25 protein-coding genes are annotated in these 25,295 nt (G+C 65.1%); 18 read left to right on the forward strand and 7 right to left on the reverse strand.

Translation table 11 applies throughout. The features are described 5' to 3' along the window. Positions 1 to 10: 10 nt before the first annotated feature. From rpoN to FRF71_RS08030, 5 genes are all read left to right on the forward strand, one after another. Positions 11 to 1,498, forward strand: coding sequence for an RNA polymerase factor sigma-54 (gene rpoN, locus FRF71_RS08010; protein WP_147090115.1), 1,488 nt, complete (start codon positions 11 to 13; stop codon positions 1,496 to 1,498). A gap of 39 nt (positions 1,499 to 1,537) precedes the next feature. Further along, positions 1,538 to 3,568: an amidohydrolase family protein gene (locus tag FRF71_RS08015; RefSeq protein WP_147090116.1), complete on the forward strand. Its 2,031-nt coding sequence runs from the start codon at positions 1,538 to 1,540 to the stop codon at positions 3,566 to 3,568. Between the two features lie 186 nt (positions 3,569 to 3,754). Beyond that, positions 3,755 to 4,351, forward strand: coding sequence for a hypothetical protein (locus FRF71_RS15540; RefSeq protein ID WP_202878114.1), 597 nt, complete (start codon positions 3,755 to 3,757; stop codon positions 4,349 to 4,351). 6 nt (positions 4,352 to 4,357) lie between these two features. After that, positions 4,358 to 5,719, forward strand: coding sequence for a L,D-transpeptidase family protein (locus tag FRF71_RS08025; RefSeq protein ID WP_161597910.1), 1,362 nt, complete (start codon positions 4,358 to 4,360; stop codon positions 5,717 to 5,719). A 66-nt stretch (positions 5,720 to 5,785) separates the two neighbouring features. Then, a complete protein-coding gene (locus FRF71_RS08030) occupies positions 5,786 to 6,400 on the forward strand; it encodes a hypothetical protein (protein WP_147090118.1) in 615 nt (204 codons plus the stop codon). Here FRF71_RS08030 and FRF71_RS08035 read toward each other — a convergent pair. The 4 genes from FRF71_RS08035 to FRF71_RS08050 all read right to left on the reverse strand — a co-directional run bounded on the left by FRF71_RS08035 (position 6,397) and on the right by FRF71_RS08050 (position 9,029). Next, on the reverse strand, positions 6,397 to 6,894 hold the full coding sequence (locus tag FRF71_RS08035) for a CAP domain-containing protein (RefSeq protein WP_238339146.1): 498 nt from the start codon (positions 6,892 to 6,894) through the stop codon (positions 6,397 to 6,399). The genes FRF71_RS08030 and FRF71_RS08035 overlap by 4 nt on opposite strands. 111 nt (positions 6,895 to 7,005) lie before the next feature. After that, positions 7,006 to 7,656 carry a L,D-transpeptidase family protein gene (locus tag FRF71_RS08040; protein ID WP_161597911.1) on the reverse strand — a complete coding sequence of 217 codons (651 nt, stop codon included), beginning with the start codon at positions 7,654 to 7,656 and terminating at the stop codon, positions 7,006 to 7,008. A gap of 14 nt (positions 7,657 to 7,670) precedes the next feature. Then, entirely contained in the window at positions 7,671 to 8,168 is a 498-nt protein-coding gene (locus FRF71_RS08045) for a PEPxxWA-CTERM sorting domain-containing protein (protein ID WP_147090121.1), read from the reverse strand. Between the two features lie 252 nt (positions 8,169 to 8,420). Next, entirely contained in the window at positions 8,421 to 9,029 is a 609-nt protein-coding gene (locus tag FRF71_RS08050; RefSeq protein ID WP_147090122.1) for an HNH endonuclease, read from the reverse strand. A 119-nt stretch (positions 9,030 to 9,148) separates the two neighbouring features. Here FRF71_RS08050 and gluQRS point away from each other — a divergent pair, with 119 nt between their 5' ends. The 5 genes from gluQRS (at position 9,149) to FRF71_RS08075 (ending at position 12,643) form a co-directional block, all read left to right on the forward strand. Further along, positions 9,149 to 9,994: a tRNA glutamyl-Q(34) synthetase GluQRS gene (gene gluQRS, locus FRF71_RS08055; protein WP_147090123.1), complete on the forward strand. Its 846-nt coding sequence runs from the start codon at positions 9,149 to 9,151 to the stop codon at positions 9,992 to 9,994. Beyond that, positions 9,991 to 10,221 carry an HIG1 domain-containing protein gene (locus FRF71_RS08060; protein ID WP_147090124.1) on the forward strand — a complete coding sequence of 77 codons (231 nt, stop codon included), beginning with the start codon at positions 9,991 to 9,993 and terminating at the stop codon, positions 10,219 to 10,221. Before gluQRS ends, FRF71_RS08060 begins: the two co-directional genes overlap by 4 nt. Before the next feature lie 15 nt (positions 10,222 to 10,236). Beyond that, positions 10,237 to 10,809: a cob(I)yrinic acid a,c-diamide adenosyltransferase gene (locus FRF71_RS08065; protein WP_147090125.1), complete on the forward strand. Its 573-nt coding sequence runs from the start codon at positions 10,237 to 10,239 to the stop codon at positions 10,807 to 10,809. An 80-nt stretch (positions 10,810 to 10,889) separates the two neighbouring features. Beyond that, on the forward strand, positions 10,890 to 11,759 hold the full coding sequence (locus FRF71_RS08070; protein ID WP_147090126.1) for a 3-hydroxyacyl-CoA dehydrogenase NAD-binding domain-containing protein: 870 nt from the start codon (positions 10,890 to 10,892) through the stop codon (positions 11,757 to 11,759). Positions 11,760 to 11,773: 14 nt separating this feature from the next. Then, positions 11,774 to 12,643: an FkbM family methyltransferase gene (locus tag FRF71_RS08075; protein ID WP_147090127.1), complete on the forward strand. Its 870-nt coding sequence runs from the start codon at positions 11,774 to 11,776 to the stop codon at positions 12,641 to 12,643. Here FRF71_RS08075 and FRF71_RS08080 read toward each other — a convergent pair. Continuing rightward, positions 12,640 to 13,590, reverse strand: a complete 951-nt coding sequence (locus FRF71_RS08080) for a glycosyltransferase family 4 protein (protein ID WP_161597912.1) — start codon at positions 13,588 to 13,590, stop codon at positions 12,640 to 12,642. The two genes, FRF71_RS08075 and FRF71_RS08080, sit on opposite strands and share 4 nt — an antisense overlap. A 171-nt stretch (positions 13,591 to 13,761) precedes the next feature. Between FRF71_RS08080 and FRF71_RS08085 the strand changes: the two genes are divergently transcribed. Further along, on the forward strand, positions 13,762 to 15,054 hold the full coding sequence (locus tag FRF71_RS08085; RefSeq protein ID WP_147090129.1) for a lipopolysaccharide biosynthesis protein: 1,293 nt from the start codon (positions 13,762 to 13,764) through the stop codon (positions 15,052 to 15,054). A gap of 39 nt (positions 15,055 to 15,093) precedes the next feature. Then, entirely contained in the window at positions 15,094 to 16,566 is a 1,473-nt protein-coding gene (locus FRF71_RS08090) for an O-antigen polymerase (RefSeq protein WP_147090130.1), read from the forward strand. Here the strand turns inward: FRF71_RS08090 and FRF71_RS08095 are convergent. Then, a complete protein-coding gene (locus FRF71_RS08095) occupies positions 16,563 to 17,801 on the reverse strand; it encodes a glycosyltransferase family 4 protein (RefSeq protein ID WP_147090131.1) in 1,239 nt (412 codons plus the stop codon). The genes FRF71_RS08090 and FRF71_RS08095 overlap by 4 nt on opposite strands. A 131-nt stretch (positions 17,802 to 17,932) precedes the next feature. Here FRF71_RS08095 and FRF71_RS08100 point away from each other — a divergent pair, with 131 nt between their 5' ends. The 6 genes from FRF71_RS08100 (at position 17,933) to FRF71_RS08125 (ending at position 24,104) form a co-directional block, all read left to right on the forward strand. After that, entirely contained in the window at positions 17,933 to 18,355 is a 423-nt protein-coding gene (locus FRF71_RS08100) for a hypothetical protein (protein WP_147090132.1), read from the forward strand. After that, a complete protein-coding gene (locus FRF71_RS08105) occupies positions 18,352 to 19,893 on the forward strand; it encodes a hypothetical protein (RefSeq protein ID WP_147090133.1) in 1,542 nt (513 codons plus the stop codon). Before FRF71_RS08100 ends, FRF71_RS08105 begins: the two co-directional genes overlap by 4 nt. A 131-nt stretch (positions 19,894 to 20,024) precedes the next feature. Continuing rightward, positions 20,025 to 21,215: a glycosyltransferase gene (locus FRF71_RS08110; protein ID WP_147090134.1), complete on the forward strand. Its 1,191-nt coding sequence runs from the start codon at positions 20,025 to 20,027 to the stop codon at positions 21,213 to 21,215. After that, positions 21,215 to 22,366 carry a glycosyltransferase gene (locus FRF71_RS08115; protein WP_147090135.1) on the forward strand — a complete coding sequence of 384 codons (1,152 nt, stop codon included), beginning with the start codon at positions 21,215 to 21,217 and terminating at the stop codon, positions 22,364 to 22,366. Before FRF71_RS08110 ends, FRF71_RS08115 begins: the two co-directional genes overlap by 1 nt. After that, complete coding sequence (locus FRF71_RS08120; RefSeq protein ID WP_147090136.1) at positions 22,363 to 22,929, forward strand: LbetaH domain-containing protein; 567 nt, start codon at positions 22,363 to 22,365, stop codon at positions 22,927 to 22,929. Before FRF71_RS08115 ends, FRF71_RS08120 begins: the two co-directional genes overlap by 4 nt. Further along, positions 22,926 to 24,104, forward strand: coding sequence for a nucleotidyltransferase domain-containing protein (locus tag FRF71_RS08125; protein WP_147090137.1), 1,179 nt, complete (start codon positions 22,926 to 22,928; stop codon positions 24,102 to 24,104). The genes FRF71_RS08120 and FRF71_RS08125 overlap by 4 nt, the downstream gene beginning before the upstream one ends. On the opposite strand, the gene FRF71_RS08130 is transcribed toward FRF71_RS08125, so the two are convergent. Beyond that, the gene (locus tag FRF71_RS08130; protein WP_147090138.1) at positions 24,101 to 25,294 is read right to left on the reverse strand and encodes a tetratricopeptide repeat protein; all 1,194 of its coding nucleotides are present in this window, start codon (positions 25,292 to 25,294) and stop codon (positions 24,101 to 24,103) included. The genes FRF71_RS08125 and FRF71_RS08130 overlap by 4 nt on opposite strands. Position 25,295 lies beyond the last annotated feature (1 nt).

Below are 25,295 nucleotides of genomic sequence, written 5' to 3' on the forward strand. Positions count from 1 at the left end.
GGGCACAATCATGGCGCTCGGCCCCCGCCTTGACCTTCGGCAATCGCAATCGCTGGTAATGACGCCGCAGCTCCAGCAGGCGATCAAGCTGCTGGCGCTGTCGAACCTTGAGATCGAAACCTTCATCGGTGACGCGCTGGAGAGCAATCCGCTCCTCGAAATCGGCGCAGTCGCGCCAGATGCACCGGCGACCGAAGAGATTGCCGATGTCCGGCGCACGACATTGGAGACATCGCCGGTCGACCAGCTTGTGTCCGAAGGCCGTGCAGCTGATGATCGACCGCTCGATATCGACCAGACCGCGCTCGACCGGGATCGCGATACCGGTGATGGCGAATGGGGCGCGGATATCCGCATCGGCCCTATGGGCGAGGATGGCCCAGACATCGACGAGCGCGGCGAGGGTGACAAGGATCTCGCTACGCACCTCCATGATCAGCTCGGCGCCCAGGCCCGGGATCCGCGGCTGGCTTTCCTGGCGCGCTACCTGATCGATCAACTTGACGAGGCGGGCTATCTGCCGGTCCCCCTGCGCGAAGTGGCGGGCGAGCTTGGCGTCGCCGTGGCTGAAGTTGAGGCGGCCCTGGCCCTGGTTCAATCGCTCGATCCGACCGGCGTTGGTGCCCGGTCGCTGGGGGAGTGCCTGGCGCTCCAGGCGATCGAGGCGGATCGCCATGATCCCTGCATGGCCCGCCTGCTCGAAAACCTCGATCTGCTGGCGCGCGGCGAACTGCCCCGGCTCAAGCGGATGTGCGGGGTCGATGACGAAGACTTTGCCGATATGCTGGCGGAACTGCGCAGTTACGATCCCAAGCCGGGGTTACGGTTCAACCGCGGCGGCGGCGATCCGGTGGTGCCTGATATCCTGCTGGCGCCGCGGGCCGATGGCGGCTGGGATATCAGCTTGAACCAGGCAACCTTGCCGCGCCTGATCATCAACCGCAGCTATTATGTCGAGATGCGCGGCGCCTGTGATGACAAGTCGGCGCGGGCCTGGCTGTCGGACAAGCTGGCCGATGCCAACTGGCTGATCAAGGCGCTCGACCAGCGGCAGAAGACGATCCTAAAAGTTGCGAGCGAACTGGTCACCCAGCAGGACGGTTTCTTCCGCCACGGCGTGTCGCATCTGAGGCCGCTGACCCTGCGCACCGTGGCCGAGGCCATTGGCATGCATGAGTCCACGGTCAGCCGGGTCACTTCGAACAAGTATCTGCACTGTCCACGCGGGACCTTCGAGCTGAAGTATTTCTTCACCTCGGGCGTGGGCGCGGTTGATGGCGAGGGCGGGGCTTCGGCCGAGGCGGTCAAGGCCGCGATCAAGACGCTGATCGATGCTGAGGATCCCAAGGCGATCCTGTCCGACGATACGCTGGTCGATCTGCTCAAGGCCAAAGGCTTTGACCTCGCCCGGCGCACGGTCGCCAAATACCGCGAGGCAATCGGTCTCGGTTCATCGGTCCAGCGTCGCCGCCAAAAGGCGCTGGCGGGAATGCGCTGAAGCGCTAGTCTGCGCCCATCTGACAGGGAGAGTCTCACCATGAAACTGCACTTGCTGGCCGCCGCTGCGCTGGCCACCGTTCTGGCCGCGCCGGCGTTGGCCGACCAACTGGAATACCGTGCGCTGATCCAGGAACGCGATGTCGGCCACCTTAAGCTCGACCGGCAGGGGCAGAAGATAGCGGTTGATTACAACATCAAGCAGAACGGCCGCGGGCCGACGATTACTGAGGCCCTGACCCTGGATAAGGACGGCGCGCCAGTGGCCTGGTCGATCACCGGGCGCACCACTTTTGGCAATGCCGTGAACGAGAGCTTCAAGCGCGGCGCGGCGGGCGCCGAATGGCGCGACCTGTCAGGTCCGGGCAAGATCAAGGGCAAGGACGCGCCGCGCTATTACGCAACGCAGAACGGTTCGCCGCTTGATGTCGCCATGCTTGCAAAAGCGCTGCTTGCGGATGCCGATCGCTCGATGGCGGTTGCCCCCGGCGGCACCGCGCGGTTGACCGAGCGCGACCGGCGCAGCTTCGATGGCCCCGATGGCAAGCTGGAAGTCGTGACCTATGAGCTATCCGGTCTCTCGCTCAATCCGACCTATGTCACGCTCGATGCCAAGGGCGACCTGTTCGCCCTTGCGAGCGCCGGCTTTATCCTGGCGCGCAAGGGCTATGAGCGGGCCGCCGACAAGCCGCTGCGCGACCTGGCCGAACAGCTTGCTTCGGGCCGCTTCGCCCAGCTGCAGAGCGAAAGCGCCAAGAAGTTTGCGGGGCCTGTGCGGATCCGCAATGTCCGGATCTTTGACCCCAAGGCCAAGGCATTGTCGGCGCTGAGCGACGTGGTGGTCTCTGGCACGCGCATCTCTGGCGTAGTCCCGGCTGGGAGCATCGCTACTCCTGGTGAGACTACGGTCGACGGCGAAGGCGGCACGCTGGTCCCGGGGATGTTCGAAATGCATGGCCACATGGGCCAGGAAGACGCGCTGATGAACGTTCTGGCCGGGATTACCTCGGTCCGCGACATGGGCAACCGCAACGAAGTGCTCGACACGCTGATCGACCGGATCGGCAAGGGCGAAGTGGCTGGTCCGCGCATTACGCGCTCGGGCTTCATCGAGGGTAAGAGTCCGTTCAGCTCGGCCACCGGTAAGCTTGTGGCGAGCGAGGCTGAGGCGATCGACGCGGTCCGCTGGTATGCCGCGCGCGGCTATAACCAGGCCAAACTCTACAATTCGATGGACCCCAAGTGGGCGCCGAACGTGGTGGCGGAAGCCCACCGGCTCGGGATGCGCGTGGCCGGTCACGTGCCGGCTTTCTCCAGCGCAGACGAGATGATCGCGGCCGGGTTCGACGAGATCACCCACGTCAACCAGCTGATGCTGGGCTGGGTGCTCAATCCGGGCGAAGATACCCGCACCCTGTTCCGGTTCACGGCCCAGGCGCGCTTTCCAGGGCTCGACCTCAAGTCTGACAAGGTGACCAAGACCCTTGATGCGATGGTGGCGAAGAAGGTTTCGCACGAGCCGACCATCGCCATCCACGAACTGGGTCTGACGGCGCTTGATGGTGTGCCAAACCCGGGCGCGGTTGACTACATCGACCATATGCCGCCAGCTGAACAGCGCCAGTTGAAGCAGGCGCTGTTCGGGGCGGATACGCCCAAGCAGCGCGCGGACTACATTGCCGCTTTTGCCAAGATCAAGGAAACCCTGGCCGAGATGCACCGGCGCGGAATCATGCTGATTCCGGGTACCGACCTGGGCGGCGGGTTCACCTATCACCGCGAGCTAGAGCTGTTCGGCCAGCTGGGCATGACCCCGGCCGACGTGCTGAGCCGGGCGACGCTGGAAATGGCGCAGTACCTGCACCAGGACCAGGCGCTGGGCAGCATCGAACGCGGCAAGCTGGCGGACTTCTTCCTGATTCCGGGCGATCCGACCAAAGACCTGAAGGCGATCAAGACCATCCGCATGGTTTCGCGCGGAGGGACAGTCTACTTCCCCGATGAGGTCTATTTGAAGCTTGGGATCAAGCCGTTCAGCACCCCGGTGAAGGTGTCCTTACCGCAGAACTGAACCAATCTTTCCATAACTTCACGAAGAGGCGGCATCCGGGCGGATGTCGCCTCTTCTGCGTTGAAGCGTAGCCAAGGCGCGGCGGCGGGTGATGAGGTGGGGAACAGCTTCGGGGCTGAGGCGTTGAGCAACCCGCGGGGTAGGCTGCCCGCATGATGCGGGGCGGCCAATTGTTGGAGACGCATCATGAAATCCAAGATCCTCATCCTTATCAGCGCCGCAGCCCTTCCGCTGGGTGCTTGCTCGACCATGGAAAACGACCGCACACTCTCGACCGCTGCGACCGGTGCCGCAATTGGTGCTGCCGGCGGCGCTGGCGTAGCCGCAATCGCCGGTGGCGACCTGCTGACTGGTGCACTGATCGGCGGCGCCGTTGGCGGCCTGGCCGGGGCGATCTGGGCCGACCGCGATGGCGACGGGCGGGCCGATGGCTATGTCCAGAACGGCCAGTATTACGCTGGTGCGCCGTCAGGCAGTTCGTATCAGTCGGCTAGTGCCATGCCGGCCCAGACCCGCCGTTGCCCGTCGACCCTTGGTTCGGCCGCAACCGGCGCCGCGATCGGCGGCGCTGCCGGGGCGGGCGTGGGTGCTGCAGCCAGCGGCATCAGCGTTCTAGAAGGCGCAGTGGTTGGTGCCGCAGTTGGGGGTCTGGCTGGCGCGATCTGGGCCGACTCGAACAACGACGGCTGCGTCGACGGTTACTACCGCGAAGGCCAGTACTATTCGGGTGCCCCAACGGCTCAGCCTGCGCCGATGCACCACATGAGCGGAGAGCGCGGGTAGGGCGCCTTGAGCGACTGGCCGCGATCGAAAAACCTTAATGCGTGGCTGCTCTGCATCGCTTTGGCGATGGGGGCAGTCGCTGCGAATCCGGCGCAGGCGCGCGGTCCAGCAGCCGCTTCGGAACCCGCCAGCGACCGCGGGCTGCGCGCCGAGATCGGAAAGCGCGTCGGCAAGGATCTGCGAGGCTTCTATGCAGCCCGAGGGAATCGCCCGCTCTGGATTGGCGCGGACGGGCGTGTCCTGTCCGCCGCAGCCATACTGCTAGGCCAGATTGAAACGGCCGAACTCGACGGCGTGAAGCCGAAGAGCCTTAAACCGAGTAACCTGAAGGACGCGCTGGCGGATGCCCGTGCCGGCGACGTTGAGAGCCTGGCCAAAGCCGAGCTTACTGCCTCTCAGGCCTATGTCCGCTTCGTCCAGGCGCTGCGCAAGGCACCGCACGCGCCGATGATCTATGAAACCGAAGCACTGGCGCCGGTCGTGCCGACCCCCAATGCGGCGCTGCAACGCGCGGCCTCGGCGAAGGCGCTGATCGGCTACCTGCAGGACATGGGCTGGATGCACCCGTTCTATGCCCCGCTTCGCGCCGCGCTTGGTAAGCCCGGTTACAGCGCAGAGCAGCGCCAGGTGATCCAGCTCAACATGGAACGGGTGCGTGCCTTACCGCCGATTGCAGAAGGGCGCTGGGTGCTGGTCGACGCCGCCAGCGCGCGGCTGTGGATGTACGACGGCAGCAGGCTGGCCGGCACGATGAAGGTGGTGGTCGGCAAGCCAGAGACCCAGACGCCGGCCATGGCCGGGTTCCTGCGCTACGCCATCGTCAATCCCTATTGGAACCTGCCCGACGACCTGATGCCCAGCCGGATCACCGAAAAGGTGATCGCCAACGGCCCTGGTTATGTGAAGGCTGGCGGCTATCAGCTCCTTGCCAGCTGGGATGACGACGCGCCGGTGCTCGATCCCGCCAAGGTTGATTGGCAGGCGGTCGCTGCTCGCCAACAGCCCTTGCGGGCACGCCAGTTGCCTGGGCCGGGCAACTTCATGGGGGCGGTCAAATTCATGTTCCCGAACGAGCAAGGCATATACCTGCACGACACGCCGGAGCGGGACCTGCTGACCAAGGAAGCGCGATTCTACAGCAATGGCTGCGTGCGGTTGGAGCAGGCCAGCAAGCTGGGCCGCTGGCTGCTGGGCAAACCGCTGCCGCGCTCCAAGACGCCCGAGAAGCGGGTCGAGCTGCCGGTGCCGGTTCCGATCTACATTACCTACCTGACTGCCGCGCCAGAAGGTGCCACGATCCGATTCCGGCCCGATACCTATGGCCGCGACACGGTCCGCACGCAGGTTGCCGTCCAGCAGCCGCGCTGAAACTACTGGAACTCGCGGGCTCGCCGTTGCAGCATGGCGGCAATAGGGACATTACCGGGGGCAAGAATGAATTGGTGGATCTGGGGCGGAGCGCTCGCGCTCTACGGGTTTTTCCGGTTGTGGTACGATAACTGGCGGGGTCCGCTGACCAAGGCGGAGATCGATGCCTTCTTCGCCGATGTTCAGGGCAAGTACGGCGGCGGTAACGATCCGGCGGTGCTAAGGGCGTTCCTTGAGGCCGACGACGGCAAGGAATTCGTCATGCTGAACCTCGTCCAGATCGAGCAAGGCACAGTGGTCGATCCCCAAACAGGCAAGGATCTTTCCGGACGTGAGGCGATGCGGCGCTATTCCGATCCCTTTGTCCGCGCATTGATTGCGCGCGGTGGACACCCGGGAATGGTCGGCCGCAAGGTTGGGCCTTATGTCGATGCCTGGCGGGTCGAGCCTGACCCGGGTTGGTCGATCTTCGGGCTGATGCGCTATCGCAGCCGCCGCGATTTGCTCAAGCTGGCCAGCGATCCACGCTTTGCCGAGATCCATCCCTACAAGTTGCTGGGTATCCCGGTGACCTTCAGCTTCCCGACCCAGCGGGAGCTATCCGTCTACATGGGGCCCAGGGTCTGGGTCGCGCTGGTCTTGGCGCTGGGTGCGGCGCTGTTGCAGCTGGCGCTGGGTTAGAACGGCCGCTCGCCGCGCCAGTTGCCGGGTTCGGCATAGCGGCAGACCAGCACGTCTTCCTCGGCCCCCGCAGCTAACGCGCAGCCTACCGTGCCGGTATTGCGCCAGACGATCTGCGTGTAATGGCCCACGTCCTCAACGCGGCCGGTGCGGCTGTTGTTGGGAAATACGCCGGGCACAAAGTGCTGCTTTTCGCGTAGCCAGGCATCGACCTTGGCCTCGACCGAGAAGTAGCCGCGCGTCCCGGCCCAGAGGTTCTCGCCTTGCGGATCGCGCGGATTGAACGGGGCGTGTTCGAACCGGCCGGTGGCAGCAAGCGTGTTGGCCCATTGGCGGGCAGACGCGGCCAGTGCCGGGTCCCATTCCATTTGTGGCAGGCCCAGTGCGGCGCGCTCGCGGTTCTGGGCAGCCAGCACCCGCTGCTCGAAATTGCTCGAAAGGTCAGTCGCGCCAACCAGGGCCGGCGCGGCCATAGCTAGGGCAGCGCCCAGCATCATTTGCACAGACCGTGATCGCGCCATCGCGTCCACCCCGAGTTGCTAACCTGGGGTTCGTACGGGCGTCCTGGTTAAGGCGGTGGTGGCCGAGAAAGGTTAACGCGCCGCTTACGCTGTTTTCCCGAGTGCGGGTGCCGAATCGGCCAGAATGAACACTTCGGTCCCCTCGCCGGCGACGCGATAAAGCAATTCGGCAAACCGCATTGGGACCCCCAGGCAGCCGTGTGTCGCGCCATTGGGGCGGACGCGGCTGGCGTGAATCGCGATGCCATCATTGGTCAATCGCAGCATGTACGGCATGGGAGCATCGTAGCTGCGGGAATAGTGATCGGTCGCCTTGGCGATTACCTTAAAGGCGCCTTTGGGGGTTGGCTTTTCCGGCGCGCCATAAAGGATGACGGCGGTGCCGATTTCATCCTCGCCCCGGAACACCGAGACCAGCTGGCGCGTAAGATCGATCCGGATCCAGACCGCGCCGGAGATTGCTGCGCTATCGTCCCAAACGTAATCGCCGAAGTGGAGCGGCTTGCCGACTTCGATCAGACTGCGCACTGCCCGGACTTGCCCGCCAGGCAGGGCAAGGGTCGGCTTGGCGTCGTCGGGATAGGTGATCCGGTTCTGGTCGGCCCGGGCCAGCCGCTCGATCGCAGCGCGGCCTTCCTGCTGCGCCTGAACCTCCCGCCGTTGCTGGATGAAGTTCAGCACAAGCAGGCCAAGGACCAGGGCTGCGGCCAGGACGGCGATGGATTTGCGGGGCACGGGGCGGGGCCCGATCAACGCGCCGTAACGATTACCCGGCGGCGGCGCAGTTGCCAGCCGATGATGCCTACTCCGGCGATCATCATCACCCAGGTCGCCGGTTCCGGAACCGGGGTGACGACGGGTGGAGGAGGAGGCGGATTGCCGCCGCTGCTTCCGCCGCCGCCGCTGCTTCCACCGCCGCCGCTGCTTCCACCACCGCCGCTGCTTCCGCCGCCCGGCGGGATCAGGCCGCCCGATCCGCCCGGGATCGGCAAGGGAATAGGCAGGCCGCCTGCGCCTGGCGCACCGCCTGCACTGGTCGGACCAACCGCGCTGGCGACCTGTTCAGGCAGACTGGCGGTTTCGGGCAAGCCTGCGGTACCGGGCCGATCCCGCACGGGGGACAGCACGCGTTCGCTCGGCTCCCAGTTTTTCATGTGGGGTTTGGACTGGGTCAGGGCGCCGGGCGCCCGTTCACCGGGGGAACGGCCCGAAAAGATCGAGGCGGGATCGCGCAGGGCTTCGCGCAAGGCTGCGCCTCCCTGAGCGGCCAGCACATTTGCCGATCCGCTAGGCGGCAATAGCGCGAGCCACGCAAACACCGTGCAACCGTAGATGATTCGCCGCCTGTTCAATGTTTTGCCCGAGCTCGCTGGTTTCTGCTGCACCCAATTAGGCACAGCTAACTGTACAAGCGCTTAAGACAAGAGTGGTTGCAGCGGTATCAGAATATTTTACCAGTCTTGTTTCGAAACATGGGTAAGGCCTGATTGTTAACGCCCTCAAGCTTCAAGCTCGACGTCCCAATAAAGCCAGTCGCGCCACGTTTCGTGCAGATAGTTGGGTGGAAATGCCCGGCCGCGTTCCTGCAGATGCCATGAGGTCGGCCGGATCGGCTCGATCAGCAGGGGCATCCCGGCTTGCTTGGGCGTGCGCCCGCCCTTTTTGAGGTTGCATGGGCTGCAGGCCGTGGCGACGTTTTCCCAGCTCGTGCGCCCACCCAGCCGCCGCGGAATGACGTGATCGAAGGTCAGGTTGTGCGGGCTGCCGCAATACTGGCAGGTAAAGCGATCGCGCAGGAACAGGTTGAAGCGGGTGAAGGCCGGAAACTCGCTGGGCTTCACATACTGCCGCAGCGCGATGACCGAAGGGATCGGCATGGTCCAACTGGGCGAATGAACTTCGCGCGCATAGCTGGCCACGATATCGACCCGTTCCAGAAACACCGCCTTGATCGCGGTCTGCCACGGCCAGAGGCTGAGTGGATAGTAGGAGAGTGGGGTGTAGTCGGCGTTGAGCACCAGGGCCGGGCAATCGGACAGATTGCGGGAGGGATCCTCCGACGCGCTGCGGAACCGGGCCGCGCGCTCAATCAGCTCCGCCTTGAGCATGGCCTCCGGTAACAATCCGACATTACGGTTTGGCGACTACCCATATCGGCTAGTGAACATGCCGGGCTTTCCTGCGTCAAGTCTTGCCTCCCGGCACAATCCACAGGCAAGAGTGGGCGGTGATCCGCACCCGCTTCGCTCCCAGCCCCAACGGCCCGCTCCATCTTGGCCATGCCTATGCGGCCGTGGTCGCGCATGACCTGGCGCGGGCGCGTGGCGGTGAATTCCTGCTGCGGATCGAGGATATCGACGGGACCCGCAGCCGACCGGAGCTGGTGCCGGACATCATCGCCGACCTGGAATGGCTGGGGCTGACCTGGGATGGTCCGCCGGTCTTTCAGTTCAGCCGCCTTGATCGCTATGCGCAGGCGGCAGATCGGCTGAAGGCAATGGGTCTGCTTTATCCGTGCCAATGTACCCGCGCCGATGTGCTGGCCGCCGCGCGCGAACACGGCCCTGATGGACCACGCTATCCCGGCACTTGCCGGGGCCGCGCCGTCGATCTCGAAGGAGCGGCCTGGCGGCTCGACATGGCGAAGGCGGTCGCATTGGCGGGACCGCTGGAGTGGGTCGATCAGCTGGCCGGGCCGCAAGTCGCCATGCCGGGCCAGTTCGGCGATATCGTGTTGGTGCGTAAAGAGGCACCGGCCAGCTACCATCTGGCCGCCACGCTCGACGATGCGGCCGACGGGATCACGCTGGTCACGCGCGGACGGGATCTGTTCGCCGCCAGCCACGTTCACCGCCTGCTGCAGGCCCTGCTCGATCTGCCCGTGCCAACGTGGCACCACCACCTGCTCATCTGCGAAGCCGATGGCCGCAAGCTTGCCAAGCGGCGTGGCTCACCGGCGCTGGCCGACCTGCGCCTGGCCGGGGAAGATGGACGTGCCATGGCCCAGGCGCTGCGCATGGACCAATTCCCTACTGGCCTTTACCTGGGGGCAGGCCTAGGGTTCGAACCATGAGCTATGTTCTGATTCCCGTTCTCGTGATCATGATGGTGCTGGTCGTGATCAGCCTGGTCAAAGGCATTGCGGCCTTCATGCAAAGCACCCGCGAAGATCTGGAGCGCCCGGAAAGTGCCGGACCCAGCGAGATGCAGCTCAAGCAAAACAAGATGATGTACGCCCGCATCATGTATCAGGGCATTGCGATTGTCGTGGTCGCAATCCTGCTGTTCGCCAGCCGCTGAGCTGCGCACGCCGCCTTGGTCAAGCTCAACAAGATCTATACCCGCACCGGCGATGACGGAACCACGGGTCTCGTCGATGGATCGCGCCGGGCGAAGCACGATGCGCGGATGGAAGCGATCGGCACGGTCGACGAAGCCAACAGCCTGATCGGGTTTGCTGTCGCGTCCCCCGGCGGGCTGGCGCCGCACGAGGCTGCGCTTGTCAGGATCCAGAACGACCTGTTCGATCTGGGCGCGGATCTAGCGACACCGGGCGAAGATTTTGCTCCGTCGGAAATGGTCCTGCGGATCGTGCCGGCCCAAGTCGATTGGCTGGAGCACCAGATCGATGCGCTGAATGAAGCGCTGCCACCCTTGACCAGTTTCATCCTGCCCGGTGGAACCGAAGGTGCAGCGCGCGTTCACCTGGCCCGCGCCACGGTGCGCCGGGCCGAACGAGCGGCGACGGCACTGGCTGCGGTGGAGCCGGTCAATCCGGCGGCGCTGGCCTATGTGAACCGCCTGTCAGACTATCTGTTTGTTCTGGCCCGGGCGCTGAACGGCGGCGGTACTGGCGATGTCCTGTGGGTGCCCGGCCAGAACCGCTAGACAAGCCAATTTGTCGCTAGCCAAGCCTTGCCTCCATCGCTAGGCAGCGCCCCTTGCTGCATTTGCGAAGGGGAATTTCGATGCGGACAGTCGCGGTAATCGGCGCAGGCCAGATGGGCTCGGGGATTGCCCAGACCATCGCCCAATTTGGCATGAAGGTGATGCTGTCCGACGTTGACCTGGCCCGGGCCGAAGCCGGCAAAGGCAAGATCGACCAAGCGCTTGGCAAACTGGTCGGCCGCGGCAAGATTACCCCCGATGAAGCGACGGCGGCACTCGCCCGGATTACCCCGGTGCCGGACTATGGCCCAATGGCCGAAGCAGAACTGATCATCGAGGCAGCGACCGAAAAGGAAGAGATCAAGCACCGGATCTTTGCCGAAGCCGGCAAGGTGCTGGGCACCGATGCGATCATGGCCTCGAACACCAGTTCGATCCCGATCACCCGCATGGCCGTAAGCTCGCCCGATCCAGCGCGTTTCATCGGCCTGCACTTCTTCAACCCGGTGCCGGTGATGGGCTTGATCGAGGTGATCCCCGGTCTGGCTACCTCCAAGGAAACCGTTGCTCGTACCCGCGCTTTTGCCGAGGGCCTGTCGAAGCAAGTCGTGCTGGCCGAGGACGAGCCGGGCTTCGTTGTCAACCGCATCCTCCTGCCGATGATCAACGAGGCGGTCTTCGTGCTGGGCCAGGGCACAGCAAGCATTCCGGATATCGACAAGGGTTGCCGCCTTGGCCTCAACCATCCGATGGGACCGCTGGAGCTGGCCGATTTCGTTGGGCTGGATACCTGCCTCGACATCGTCAAGGTGCTTTACAACACCACTGGCGACAGCAAGTACCGCCCGGCACCGCTGCTGGTGAAGTATGTCGAAGCTGGCTGGCTCGGCCGCAAGACCGGCCGCGGTTTCTATGACTATTCGGGCGAAATGCCAGTTCCGACACGCTGAGGGATCGCGCGGTTGTGACTCTGCTCGGCTTTGCCAAGCCTGAGTTCTTGCTGCGGCCGCGCAACCTGCTGCGCCGGCTGCGCTACCGCAATACCGCTGCGCTCCCAGAGCGGATGGAAGTGCAGGTGTTTGGCCGCCCCTTTGCGCTTAATCCCAATGAGGTGATTGGTCGGCACATCCTGCACTATGGGCTGTTCGACCTGGTGGTGACGGAGACGTTGTGGCGTCTGGCCGCACCGGGCGAGACCGCACTCGATGTCGGGGCGAACATCGGTTTCATGACGCGCATTCTGGCCGAGCGTGTCGGCCCGGCAGGGCGGGTCCATGCGTTCGAGCCCCATCCGGAGATTTTTGCGGAGCTGCGCACCAACACGGCACTGCCACAAGTCACCTGGCATAATGCCGCTGCCAGTGATCGCGCTGGCACCGCGCAGCTGCATCTGCCGGCCTTTTTTTGGGGCAATCGCGGCATCGGCAGCATGGAACGATCCGCCGATAGCACCCAGTCGATCGAGATCGAGACACTGACGCTGGATGATCTTTTGGCCCCGGCCGGACCGATCGGCGTGATGAAGTTCGATGTTGAGGGGCACGAGCTGAAGGTCCTTCAGGGCGCATCGGGATTGCTGGCGGCGCGGCAGGTCCGCGACATCGTGTTCGAGGAGCACGATACCCTTGGTTCACCGCTCTTCGGCTTTCTGGGCGACAAAGGTTACTCCGTTTTCCGGCTGCACAAGGGGTTCCTCGGTCCGAACCTGCTCGCGTTGAACGCTTCAGTCCGCGAGTCCGATTGGGAATCTCCAGCTTTTCTTGCCACGCTTGAGCCAGAACGGGCGGCCCAGCGGCTCTCGCCGCGTGGCTGGGTGAGCCTCTCCAGCGTCTAGGACAGCCCTTCAAAAAGCTTGATGTAGCGGGTGGCCACAGCTTCCGGGGTGAACCGGGCAAGATGGGTTTCGAGGGCTGCTGCGGAAGGCGGGGGCGCTTCTTCTGACAGAACGGCGGAAATGCATCTCGCAAGGCCGACTTCGTCTCCCGGAGCATGGGTCAATGCGAGGTTGCCCGTCGCCTCCGGCAACCCGCCGAGATTGGCCACGATCAACCGGCAACCCGATGCCAGGCCTTCCAACGCGACGATCCCGAATGCTTCTTCGTCCAAGGTCGGTACGGCCATTATCCGGGCCTGCGCCAGCAGCGGCGCAACGGCCGCCGGTTGCCGTTCGCCGACGAGTTTGACGCGGTCACCCAGGCCGTGGCGTGCGATCAGGGCTTCAAGTGTCGGCCGGGCCGGGCCTTCCCCGATTATGGTGAGCTGCTCGTCGGGAAACTTTGCAGCGATGCGAGCGAAGGCATCGATCAGGACTTGGGCGCCCTTGCCTGGGATCAGGCGGCCAGCATGGACAATGCCGCCGCGTTTGGCTTTCGGATTGCTGCGACCAAGATCGAATGTCGCAGCATCGTAAGGATTTCCAATAACGACGCTGCCTGGAAAGTGCTCCGCCAGATAGTGGCTAGGCACGATGCCGGGGAAGCGTTTGGCAATCTGCAGCTTGGTCTTGGCTCTCCAGTCAAATCTGCCGGCGGGGCTGATCTTGATCGGGTGAGCAATGACCACCGGGCGCCCCGCTGCCGCGAGGACGGGCAGCCGCTTCAGGCTCAACGGAAGGCTCAGGATTACGTCGGCCCTGCGGGCCAGGCGCAGCAGCTCGAAGGCTGAAGGTCGGCGCACGATCGGGTACGGAAAATCCTTCTGACCCGCGGTTTCAGTCGCAACAGTTGGGCGATGACCCAGCCTCGCGAACTCTTCGGCGAGCACGCGCGCAAGGCTTTCCATCCCGCCGATGGCCGGAGCGAAGCTTTGCGAGTAAATGAGAATTCTCATTGCGCACTGTTTTCCTCTGCGGCTTATTCAACCTCGTTGGGCCAACCGCAAGAGCCACTTGCCCCGGCTGCACTGGCAGACTAGCGCACGTAAAGTCGTGCGGCGGCGCCAAAAAGGTGCAGGATGATCTCGTTCAAGAGGATTAGCACCTACGTCTTTGCGGGTTTCGTTGCCCAGGGCGCGGCCGCCATTGCCGGGCTGCTGCTGGTGCGCTGGATACCGGCCGCAGAATACGCGCTTTACACGATTGCGGTGACGATGATCGGTACCATCAGCACCTTGACGCGATCCGGACCGCAGCTCGGCTTGTCTGGCGCCTTGTCTGAAGCATGGCCCGATCAGGACAGAGCGGCGCGCGCACTGGCCTCGGCGCTGCAGATCCGGTTGATGGTTTCGGCCATCGTCATGCCGCTCGTCTTGGTGGCAACCGCGTGGTTGCTGCTCAAGGCTGGCACGGATTGGCCGCGCCTGGCCATGATCATCGGCATTCTTGCGCTGATCTGGTTGGCCGATCTGAAAGGGGGGCTGCTCGATCAGGTGCTGTTCTTTGCGCAACGTGCCAATCGGGTCCAGAGCCTCGACTCCAGCATCAGTATCGGGCGTCTGGTGCTGGTGGTCGGGGCAAAGGCGGCAGGGCAGCTTAGTGTAATCGTTGCCCTGCTCACCAACCTGTACGCGGTCGCAGCGCGGATCCCCGCACTGACCCGGTGGTCTCGGGAGGCGCTAGCGCGGACGAGGCCCGCGGAGCCGGACCCTGCCATGCAGCGCGCCATGCGCAAGGTTGCGCTACGCCAGATCCCGATCGATCTGCTCACTGTGCTCCAGGCGCAGCTGGCGATTTTCTTCCTGACCGATCGCGGCGGCTTGTTTGAACTGGCGACTTATGGTGCGCTTGGGCGGATAGCGCAGTTGCTGACTCCGTTCAGCGCGCTGGTCATGGCCTACTTTGTCCCGGCATTCGCGGGGCAACGCGATCGGATTGTTCCCCGCCTGATGCTCTTCATTTCGTTGAGCTGTGCGCCAGCAGTGGGTCTGGCGCTCGTAGCCTGGCAGGCCCCGGAGTACTTGCTGGTCTTCATCGGTCAGCAGTACGCCGATCAGGCCTGGCCGTTGTTCGTCTGCGCGCTGACCCTGATTGCGATGGGAGTTGCCAATACCCTGTGGGCGGTCGTTGCGCATCGCGGGTGGAATCGCTGGGCCTGGTTGCGGCTACCCATAGGCGGGCTGTGGTGCTTTATCGGCCCGATGGTATTGTCGCTTGACTCGGCTGCCTCCACTTACCTGTTTTATTGCGGTTTCTCCGTCGGTACGCTGGTTTCTGCGCTTGCCGATTTGGTTGCTGCGCGAAGACGCGGGGAATATGTTGCCTTGTTTCGCCGATCGCCTGAGCCGACCGCTGCTCCAAACGGCGGTTGAAATTCGACAATGGACCGACCCTCGGGCCGCTAGGAAGCTATGTACGAAGTCGCCCTGATCTTCACGGTCATCAGCTTCCTGTGGATTGGCTTTGTCTATGTCCGCAGCTCGCTGTTCAGCGTCTATCATCCCCTGACCTTTTACCTCGCCTTTCACGGCATCGTTTTCGTGTTCCGGCCGGTTCTGGCCTATTTCATGGATTACCGGCTGATCTATCAGGTGTATCAGTTCACCCCGACCATGGCGGACAAGACCACCGCTTTGGTGGCAACCAATCTGGGCATGCTGGTGTTTGTTCTGGCCTGCTGGTGGTTCGGCAATGCCCCGATGCAGTTCAAGACTGACCGGGTCGCGCTGGGCGAGCGCGAGATGCTGAAGCCAACCTTCTGGTGGATGGTGGCCATACTGGCGCCAATCGGGCTCTATTCGCTCTATGAGGTGTGGAACACGGCCATCAGCACCGGCGGGGCCTATACCAACATCATTCGCGATTACCGTACCGGCAAGGCCTACAATGTCGGCACCAGCGGCTATCTGATCGAAGCGCAGCTGGTGCTGGCGGGGATTACAGTGATCCTCGCCTGGCTGATGCGTTTCCGGCTGATCTGGCTGGCACCCTTTGCGCTTTTCGCGCTCTACCGGCTCGGGCTGGGCGGGCGCGGGCCGTTCATCACCGCGCTGATCTCTGTTGGCCTGTTTTATCTTTATGACCGGCAGCGCAAGAACCTGCCGGTCTGGATCTTCATCGCCGCGCCGGTCCTACTCGGGGTGTTCACCACGGTCGGCAACGATCGCGGCGAATCGATCCGCCGGGTGATCGGCGATGACCAGTCGTCAGAAGTGTTCGGCCAAACCCGCGAAGAGCGGTTCCTGGAAGGCATGGATTTCGGCAATCTCGAATACATGGAGTACCTGGTCTACGTGGTGCCGCAACGATCGGGCACCTATGGCTACTTCAACGGCGTGGCCCAGCTGTTCACCGAGCCGGTGCCGCGGGCAATCTGGCCGGATAAGCCGAACGGGGCCCCGTTCGAACGGATCAATATGTTCGATTATGGTCTGCCGGTGGGCATGACCCGGTCCTTGCCCGGCGAAGGCTGGTTCTCGCTGGGCTGGCTGGGCGTGGTCATCTGGTGCGGCTTCTGGGGCTGGGCGCTGGGGGTGATCTACCGACGCTTCGCCGAAGGCGAGCAAAGCGCATTTCAGGTTTCGGCCTACCTGGTGTTTCTGCCGGTGCTGATCGTGGCCTTTCGCGACGGGCAGATCGTCACCGTGTTCCGGCAGTGCCTGTTCTACCTGGCGCCAGTCGTGCTGTGGCATTTTGCCGCCCGCGGCGTAGGCGTACCGCCGCTGGCCAAGATCCGGGCCGGTCTGGCGGCAAAGGCTGCGGCAAGGACGACGGGCGAGTTGGCGGCGCTGACCGGTACCGGGCCGGCTGACTGGAACGGCTTGCCGCCGGCTGTCCGCCGCCGCCGCGCGGCGCTGCACAAGTCGACCGGTCCGGACGCTTAGGCAAGGCCCATTTCGGCGAGCAGGGCGGCTATGTTCGCGCGGTAACGGGCGAAGGTATAGCCTTGCGCCGCAGTTTGGGCGGCCGCTCGCCAGCGGTTGACCAGGTCGCGGTCGTCCAGCGCCTGAAGCAGCGCCGCGTGGAGGCTTGGTGTGTCGATCCGGTCCAGCACCAGGCCGGTTTCCGGACCAGCGCCATTCCCGCTGGCACGGGTCTGGATAATCCCGAGCCCCGAAGCGAGCGCTTCGAGCAGGGTCAGCGCCGATCCCTCAAAATAGCTCGGGAAGACCAGCAGATGGTGCTGCGCCATGATCGCGGGAACCTGGTGCCGGGCCACCTGCGGAATGTAGGTTATGCGATCGGCATAGCGCGCGAACACCTGACGGGGCACCCGCAGGTCGCCGACCATGGTCAGGGTCGCAGCACCTGGCGGCAGCATCGCGAAGGCCTCGAGCAGGTGATGCACACCCTTGCGCGGGCTGAGCTGGCCTACGAACAGCAGGCGCAGCGGTTCATCCGGCCTGAGCGGCTGGGGTGCGGGCTGAGACGCAAACAGCCGCTCGTCATAGCAATAGGGCAGAACCCGAAGTTTGGCGGCCTGGCCGGGAGCGTGCTGGCGGATCGTTGCCGCGGCCGCCTCGGAACCGACGAGGATCGCATCGGCCAGTTCATACTCCTGCTGGTCTGCCGCGATGTGACTTGCGGAATAGCCGCGCTCGCTGGGCAGAAACCATTCGCCATAGCGATCCTGCAAGCCATCCATGGCAGCATTGAACACCCTGAAATCGCCGATCGTCCGATCGAGGATGCAGGTCCGCCCATGCAGCTTCGCAAGCTCGAACGGGCGGCTCGAGCTGCCGTTGTAGCCCCACAGTGCAAAGGGCTTGTCGGCGCTGATCGCGGCGGCGATCTGGGCAACGAAGCGGCGATTGCCGAATGCATCAATCCGCTGGGCAAGCAAGCGCCAGCCGGCGCGGTTGGCGATGCGTTCGAACCATTCCGCCAGCCCCCCGGTCCGTACCAGTGCGGGATCGAGTCCCGGATGCGCAAACCGGCCAAATTCGGCCCGCAGCCGCGCCGCCAGCGGCTCTGGCGCAATGCGCTCCAATCGGTAGGGCCAGCGACCGGGCTGGTGAAAAATCGAAGTGGCGTACCATTCCAGCTGTTCAAGCTGTTGCAGCGCCAGGGCAGTCTGCCAGCTGTGCTGGGTCCCAGGATGGAAAACGGCAACCGACATTGCCAGCGATGGCTAGCAGGGCGCCGCCCGCGGTGCATCCCGAAAGTGCATTGCCCCAAGCGACAATAACTGTTTTCCTACACGAACCAAAATGGTTATATAACGCGCTCCCATTCACCAGGGAGTACCTGATGCCCACCCCGATCCTATCCCCCAGCGGCTATGCGGCGACCCGTGCGGTGGCCTTTGCCGATGCTGAAGGCAATGCCGTGCTGGCCAGCGGCAGCATGCCGCTGCCTGTAACGCTCGGCGCCGATCCGACTGTTCCTTTGGCCGGAACGACGGCGGTCAGCGGCACCTTCGGTCCCTATCAGCCGGCGCTTGGCCGCGAAGCCATGCTGACCCTGGCCGGGACCTGGTCGGGAACGGTCCGGGTCCTGCGATCGACCGATGGCGGCACCACCAAGCTGCCGTTGACCATTGCCGGCGCGGCCTGGGCGCAGTTCACGGCCAATTGCTGCGAGCCGATCTGGGCAGAGACCGAGGCCGCCGCCCGGCTCTGGATTGAGGTGACGCTCGCGAGCGGTTCACTGACCTACAGGCTGGCCCAATGAGCGCCGATCTGATCGCGCGCGGCCTTGCCAGCCGCGCCGCCGCGTCGGCCAGGTCGCCTAACACCCAGGCGCTGATCCTGGCGATCCGCAACTGGGGCGCTTTCGCCGCGCCGAGCCATCGGCTGGCTACAACCGATCTGCCAGCCGTAACGATTGGGGCTGCCGGAGCCGCTTCGACCATCAACGCTCAGACCGCCGGCGGGGCGACCGTACCGCGGTTCGACAGCCGTCTGACCTATGTCGCCGGGCCGACCCGGCAGGCGGGAACGACCTTTCCGCTGAACGGCTATGCGGTTTCGCGAAGTGGCTATTGCGGCGCGCTCAATGCGCTGGGCGATCCATTCTTCGGCACCCAGTACCATGCGTACGAATTCGTCCATACCGGCTCCCAGTTCGAAGTGCCGGTGACCGGGCACGGTGCCAATTCGCTCTACAATCTGCGCTTGGTGGTCGATGATGCCGTGGCGGCAACGGCGGCCGTGCCTTCGGGCAATGGCAACCTTTACTTCGTCAAATTCGTGTTCGGCGCCAGTCGGGCGCGGCGCATCCGGATTGAGACCGCTGCGGTCCCGACCAATGGCGTCAACGTGATTAGCGCCAGCGAAGTCAGCTCGGTGGCGCGCGCCTATCCGCTGGTCACCATCATCGGTGACAGCTTTGTTGAGCCGACCGGCGCCGATTTCTCGGCCAATGGCGAGGCTGCCCTGGCCGCGCGCCTGCTGGGTCTGCGCGGGGCCATCGCCGGGGTCGGTGGGACCGGCTTGATCAACCCGGGCGGCAACAATTCAGCCGGCTTCCCGAAGGTCAATTTCTGTGACCCGACCCGGATGACCGACCTTACCTTGGCCGGGGTGATCGATGCCCAGACCGGCAGCACGCTCAGCCCGGCGCTCGGCGTGGTCATGTCCAGTGTCAACGACGGTGCCGCCAATGGCTTTGCCAGCGTCGCCGGGGCGACATCGTTCGAGGATGCGGTGACGCGCCAGGCGTTCAAGCTGATCGATGCCTGGCGCAGCACCAATCCCGGCAAGCCGCTGGTCTTCTTCGGTCCGACCTGGCCCAACGCCACCCCGACGCTCGATATCTTCCGTCAGCGCGACGCCGTGCAGCGGGCGGTGCAGGGCGCAGGTGGTGCCCGTGCGAACGTATGGTTTATCGACCGGCTCGGGCCCTCGGCGATCCTGCGTCACGGCGCGGTCGATACACTGGCCACCACCGGCACCACTACCAGCGGCAGCGCCACGCTGACCGCGCTGGCCTCGACCGCGGGCGTCGTTGCCCAGTCCGGCATTTCTGGGCCCGGCATCCCCGAAGGTGCAGTGGTGCTGACTGTGGTGTCTTCGACCTCGGTCACGATCAGTCACCCTTGCACGGCTTCCGGCACGGTGGTTGCGATCCGGTTCCGCAACAATCAGTCGGCACTCTATACCTCGCTGGTGGCCGGCGACACCACGCACCCCTCGCCGGCCGGGCACGAGTATGATGCGTTCTGGATCGCGGCCGAACTGCGCCGTCTGATCCTCAACGAATTCGCCTGACCCGGGAGACCCGCCTGCCAATCACGATTGCTTTGTGCTGCGCTGCGGGGGGTAGACAGCCCTGTGCGCTTGCCAAGCGGCGCTCGTAAGGTATTCCACCTAAAGGGCACCGGGGGTTGCGGCGCGAGCGCATGAAATACAAGACCAAGCCGCAGGTGGCGTTACTGTTTGCGCAGTTCGCTGCCTATCACATCGATCGCTGCGAAGCCGTTGCCCGGCGGCTGGGCGATCGCTGCGATGTGCTGGCGGTGGAGGTAGCGACAAGCTCGGCCACCTATGCTTGGGAGCCTTCCGGACCGACGGCCCATGCGCGCAAGCTGACGCTGTTCCCCGGCCGTTCGTTCGACGAGGTCCCGTCACTGCCGCGGTTCTGGGCTGCCTTGCGCGCACTGCGGGGATGCCGCGCGGTGTTTATCGGCATCGGTTACAACGAACCCGCGGTGATCCTGTTGTCCTGGGCCTTGCGCTTGCTGGGTGTCCAGGTCTTCGCCTTCAACGATTCCAAGTTCGACGACAAGCCGCGGAGGGCTGGCTTCGAACTGTTCAAGCTATTCGTGCTCCAGGCCTATTCGGGTGCAATTGTGGCCGGTCCCCGCCACCGCGATTACTTTCGCTTCCTGGGCTTTCGGCGTCGCCGCTTGCTGCTTGGTTATGACACCGTCAGCGTCGACCGGATCCGGGGCTTGGCCGGCGACACCGGCCCTGACTTTGCCGCGCGGCCGCTCGTTTTCGTTGGACGGTTCGTGGCAAAGAAGAACCTGCAGCTGCTGATCGAGGGCTATGCCGCCTATGCCAAAGCGGCCGGACCCACGGCCCGCAAGCTGGTTCTGGCGGGTTCCGGTGCGGAGGAGGCGGCCCTGCGCAAGCAGGTCGATGCGCATGGATTGGCCGGGCAGGTCGAGTTTACGGGATTCCTCAAGGCTGACGAGGTCGCCCGCCTGATGGCCCGGGCGCTTGCCCTCATTCTGCCCAGTTCGGAAGAGCAATGGGGCCTGGTGGTCAACGAAGCACTTGCGGTCGGCGTGCCGGTCATCCTGTCGACCCAGGCGGGTTCGCGCGATGCGCTGGTTCGCAATCTGATCAACGGTTTCCTTGTCGAGCCAAACTCGGCCGAAGGCATTGCCGCCGCGATTCTGGCGCTTGACCGCGACGAGCAGACCTGGCGGCGCCTATCGGAAGCGGCGCGGGCGCGGGCGTGGCTGGGCGATGCGGAACGCACTGCCGAAGCGGTTGACGCGATGCTTTTCCCGGCCAATTCGGCGGCCATTGCCGCCGTTGCGAGGTATGAGGCCGGCCTGACTGCGGTTGACGGACAAGCCTGATGGCCACCGTCCAGCTTCTTTCCGGCCAGCGCATCGGCCTCCTTACTGCCTCGGCCTCGCGGCTGGGGGGCGGGGTGTTCGAGGCGGTCGTGATCCAGTCTGATCTGATCCGGCGGCTGGGCGGCGAACCGGTCGTGGTGGCGCTGGCTGACCGGTTCAGCGCGGAGGATCGCCCACGGTTCGGTGCCAGCGAGGTGATCCACGTTCCGCTCCGCGGGCCAGCCCAGATCGGCTTTGCGCCGACCTTGGTCGATGCGCTGCTGACGGCGCGGCTCGATTGCCTGCACCTTCACGGCATCTGGATGTATCCGTCGCACGCCGCACGGCGCTGGCGGGAAAAGACCGGGCGCGCCAGCCTTATCTCGCCGCACGGGATGCTCGATCCCTGGATCACCGCGCGAGGGCGCTGGAAAAAGGCGCTCGCGCGGCATGGCTATGAGCGGGCCGGCTGGCGCGCTGCAAGCGCCTTCCACGCTTTGACCAGGCGCGAAGCAGCAGACATTGCGCGCGAAAGTGGCCGGCACGACAGCCTCATCATCGCCAACGCTGGCCCGCCGATCAGCGTCTCGATCACGCAGGCCCGAGCGCCGCGCCTGCTGTATCTCGGCCGGATCCATCCCAAGAAGAACCTCGCGCCCCTGATCGCTGCCTGGCGCGACCTCGCGGCTGCGGACGCTTTGCCTGCCGATGCCCGGCTGACGCTGGCGGGCTGGGGCGAACCGGGCGATGTCGCCGCGCTCGAAGCAATGCTGCGCGATGCTCCGCCATCCGTGCGGTTCGTCGGACCATGCTTCGGAGCGGACAAAGCGCGTGCACTGGCCGAGTCTCGGTTCCTCGTCCTGCCCTCGCTTAGCGAAGGGCTGCCGATGACGCTGCTGGAGGCCTGGGCAGCGGGCACGCCGACGCTTCAGTCCAGCGAGTGCAATCTGCCAGAAGGCATCACGGCGGGCGCAGCGATTGATTGCGGGGTGGAGCCGGCGTCGATCAAGGCTGCGCTGGCCAGGGCGCTGGCCATGCCCGATGGCGAATGGCTGACCATGGCCCAAGCGGCCCAGGGGCTTGTCAGCGGGCCGTTTTCGGGCGAACGGGTGGCGCAGCAATGGGGTGAGGCCTATGCCCGCCTGATCGCCGAACCGGGAAGCCCACGATGACCCCGCTCGATGCCCGCCAGTCCAAGCCGCTTGAGGGCGGTGCCAGCTTCTCGCTGGGGAACCGGCTGCTGCGGGTGTGCTGGGGGCTCGCCTGGCTGCTGTTGGCGCGCTTTACGCCGGCTCCGCTGCATGGCTGGCGGCGGCTGGTGTTGCGGGCGTTCGGGGCCAGGGTCGGACGCGGTGCGCGGGTCCACGGCAGTGTGCGGATCTGGTTGCCGGCCAATCTGGAGCTGGGCGAAAACTGCCTGATCGGCCCCGGTGCAAACATTTACAATCAGGGCCGGATCACGATCGGCGCGCGTAGCGTTATCTCGCAGGGCGCGCATATCTGCGCCAGCACGCACGACATTGCCGACCCCCATTTTCAGTTGCTGCTCCGCCCGGTGGCGATCGGCACGCAGGCCTGGGTGGCGGCTGAGGCCTTCGTCGGGCCCGGGGTCACCGTTGGGGATCGCGCCGTGATCGGCGCGCGCGCGGCGCTGTTCGAAGATGCCGCGGCAGACGGCGTCTATGCGGGGAATCCGGCGCGGCTGGTGAAGCAGCGCCAGCTGCGCGAACCGTGACCCCAGAAGAGTTGCGCCGCCGCCTGCTCGATCTGGTCGGCACGCGCCGACCAGCCCAGTTCGCTGACCTTTCGGGCGATGACCTGGCCAAGCTCGACCGGATGGCGGCGCAGCACCGCCTGCAGCCGCTGCTGCATCATCAGCACCGCGCGCACCCCGATCTGCCACCGGTGCTGGCCGAAGCGTGGAGCGCCGCCTTTCGCTGCCAGGCCTTGCTCGCGCTAAGCCAGCGGGCCGAGCTTGAACGGACGGTCACCCTGCTGCGCGCAGGCGGCTTTGCGCCACTCGCGCTCAAGGGGGCCTGGCTGCACCGCTTTGCCTATCCGCACCCGGCGCTAAGGCCGCTGCGCGATATTGATCTGTTGCTCGATCCGGCCAGCGTGATCCCGGCCTTCGCTTTTCTGGAAGCGGCGGGATACCAGCTGATCGAAGTCCCCGAGCTGCCGCTGCCAGAACTGGTTCGCACCGACAAACACCTGCCCCCGCTGCTGTCGCCGGGCGGCACAGTGGTGGAGCTGCACCACCACTTGTGGGAGCCTGACGGGCGGCTGGATCATGCGAGCCCGGCGGCGATCGATGCTGAGGTGCGCGCCGGTGCCGTGATGGATGAGGACGGTCTCGCCTATCCCGCGCCGATTGACATGCTGGCACACCTGATTGCGCATGCGGTCTACAGTCACCGGCTCGATTGCGGGCCTTTGCTGCTGGCCGATATCGACTTTCTGTTGCGGGCTCGTCCGATCGACTGGGCGCGGTTCTGGGTGCGGGCTGGCACGGAAGGCTGGTCCAGCGGCGCGCGTCTGGTCTTGTCCCTGGTTGAGCACTATCGCAGCGCGGTCCGGATCGAATGGCATGATCACAAGCCGGTGCCAGACGCCTTGCTGAACGATGCGGCCTTGCTGCTGCTGCAGGACCTTGATCGGCGGCAAAGCGCCGGCTTCCTCGCCAGCCTCCAGCGGCGCGGCTGGCAAGGGCTGCGCGACCGTGTGACCGGCCGCCGCCGCGTTGCGGCCGGACCAGCAGTGCGGCGCGAAATGGCATCGGCCGGCGGGTTCATTGGCTGGGCCGGGTCGCGCTGGCGCCGGACCGCTGGCGATCTTGTGCGCCGCGACACCCGCAAACAGGCACGTGCCCTGGCGCGCCTCAGCGCTTGGCTTGATCACCCCCGCGACTAGCGCCGCGTCAGGGCTATATCATCGATGCTGACCTCGCCCGCGCCAGGGGCAAGCCACAACTGCAGCACGGGTGCGGCGCAGCCGCCGGCATGATCAAGCTCGACCGCGCCGCGCCCGCCATCAACCTTGCCGCCTTGCGGATTGGCCAGGATCCGCTCCGGCCGGCAACTCAGGCTGGCGGCGAAGCGCGATGCGCCTGGCGGGCTGCTCGCCGCCTCGCGCCAGGTCAGGCGATAGGCGCCTGGGGACAGCACGATCCGCTGCATCGCCAGCGGCACGAGGGTTGCAGCCGTGCTGCTGGCGCGCAGAACATGCTGGCCAGACCGGGTCAGAACCACATCTGCCACCAGCGCGCCATGGCCTGGAAACTGCCATTCAAACGCGGTCTTGCCGCCTGCTGCGGCGGTTTGCTCAAAGCTGGCGTCATTGACCTGGCCGGGCGCAGCGGCACGGGGGCACTGGCTTGACCAAAGGCGGCTGGCGAGCTCGGGTTGGACGGAGGTCAGGGTGACCACCATCGGGGTAATGACATCGCAGCCCAGCCTGCCACCCAGCCCTGCTGACGAGATCAGTACCGTGGCCCGGCCGGCCAGCCTATCGCCTGATTGGCCAGGCTGCGGCTGAGCATAACTGCGGGCCCAGTTGGCGCCGCTGGCAATCTGTTGGGCGATCAGCATTTGCCCGCGCGGGTTGCCTTCAAACTGCGCTGAAAGCTGATCGATCGCGGGGGCCTCGGGCCATTGGCGGGCGATCGCGCCAAAGCGGGTACCGGCGCGGTTCAGATCACCGGCAGCAAGCGCCGACTGCAGCCAGTAAACCTGGGTCGCTGCATCGCGCCAGCCAAGCTTGGCCGACGTGCGAAAGGCTACGTCGGCACCGCGCGCATCGCCTTGCGCCAGCCGTGCGGTACCCAGCAGACCGGTTGCCTGCGGCCCCAACGGATCGCGTCGGACCAAAGCCTGGGCAAGCGGGGCGATCGGCCCGGGCTTGCCGGCCAGCAGCAATGCCTTGCTCTTACTGGCAAGTGCTTGCTGCCGGAACGGCTCGGGCACCCGGGCGATCGTTTCCGGGGCGCTGGCCGCCGCACGATCGAACGCCAGGGCTGCGCTCAATCCGGCATAGCCTGCTGCCATAAGCGAAACCGCAGCGAGGACCGCCTGCCGCCTGCCAGCGGTGCGCGGTCGGGCCATC

It is taken from the genome of Novosphingobium ginsenosidimutans, from assembly GCF_007954425.1.
Classification (GTDB): Bacteria; Pseudomonadota; Alphaproteobacteria; order Sphingomonadales; family Sphingomonadaceae; genus Novosphingobium; species Novosphingobium ginsenosidimutans.

Coding starts and splice junctions, on each gene's coding strand:
- FRF71_RS08030 (WP_147090118.1), top strand. CDS start 5,786: ATGAATTGGTGGATCTGGGGCGGAGCGCTCGCGCTCTACGGGTTTTTC.
- FRF71_RS08130 (WP_147090138.1), bottom strand. CDS start 25,294: ATGGCCCGACCGCGCACCGCTGGCAGGCGGCAGGCGGTCCTCGCTGCG.
- FRF71_RS15540 (WP_202878114.1), top strand. CDS start 3,755: ATGAAATCCAAGATCCTCATCCTTATCAGCGCCGCAGCCCTTCCGCTG.
- FRF71_RS08060 (WP_147090124.1), top strand. CDS start 9,991: ATGAGCTATGTTCTGATTCCCGTTCTCGTGATCATGATGGTGCTGGTC.
- FRF71_RS08080 (WP_161597912.1), bottom strand. CDS start 13,590: ATGGAAAGCCTTGCGCGCGTGCTCGCCGAAGAGTTCGCGAGGCTGGGT.
- FRF71_RS08070 (WP_147090126.1), top strand. CDS start 10,890: ATGCGGACAGTCGCGGTAATCGGCGCAGGCCAGATGGGCTCGGGGATT.
- rpoN (WP_147090115.1), top strand. CDS start 11: ATGGCGCTCGGCCCCCGCCTTGACCTTCGGCAATCGCAATCGCTGGTA.
- FRF71_RS08115 (WP_147090135.1), top strand. CDS start 21,215: ATGGCCACCGTCCAGCTTCTTTCCGGCCAGCGCATCGGCCTCCTTACT.
- FRF71_RS08085 (WP_147090129.1), top strand. CDS start 13,762: ATGATCTCGTTCAAGAGGATTAGCACCTACGTCTTTGCGGGTTTCGTT.
- FRF71_RS08090 (WP_147090130.1), top strand. CDS start 15,094: ATGTACGAAGTCGCCCTGATCTTCACGGTCATCAGCTTCCTGTGGATT.
- FRF71_RS08105 (WP_147090133.1), top strand. CDS start 18,352: ATGAGCGCCGATCTGATCGCGCGCGGCCTTGCCAGCCGCGCCGCCGCG.
- FRF71_RS08015 (WP_147090116.1), top strand. CDS start 1,538: ATGAAACTGCACTTGCTGGCCGCCGCTGCGCTGGCCACCGTTCTGGCC.
- FRF71_RS08050 (WP_147090122.1), bottom strand. CDS start 9,029: ATGCTCAAGGCGGAGCTGATTGAGCGCGCGGCCCGGTTCCGCAGCGCG.
- FRF71_RS08110 (WP_147090134.1), top strand. CDS start 20,025: ATGAAATACAAGACCAAGCCGCAGGTGGCGTTACTGTTTGCGCAGTTC.
- FRF71_RS08100 (WP_147090132.1), top strand. CDS start 17,933: ATGCCCACCCCGATCCTATCCCCCAGCGGCTATGCGGCGACCCGTGCG.
- FRF71_RS08095 (WP_147090131.1), bottom strand. CDS start 17,801: ATGTCGGTTGCCGTTTTCCATCCTGGGACCCAGCACAGCTGGCAGACT.
- FRF71_RS08035 (WP_238339146.1), bottom strand. CDS start 6,894: ATGCTGGGCGCTGCCCTAGCTATGGCCGCGCCGGCCCTGGTTGGCGCG.
- FRF71_RS08120 (WP_147090136.1), top strand. CDS start 22,363: ATGACCCCGCTCGATGCCCGCCAGTCCAAGCCGCTTGAGGGCGGTGCC.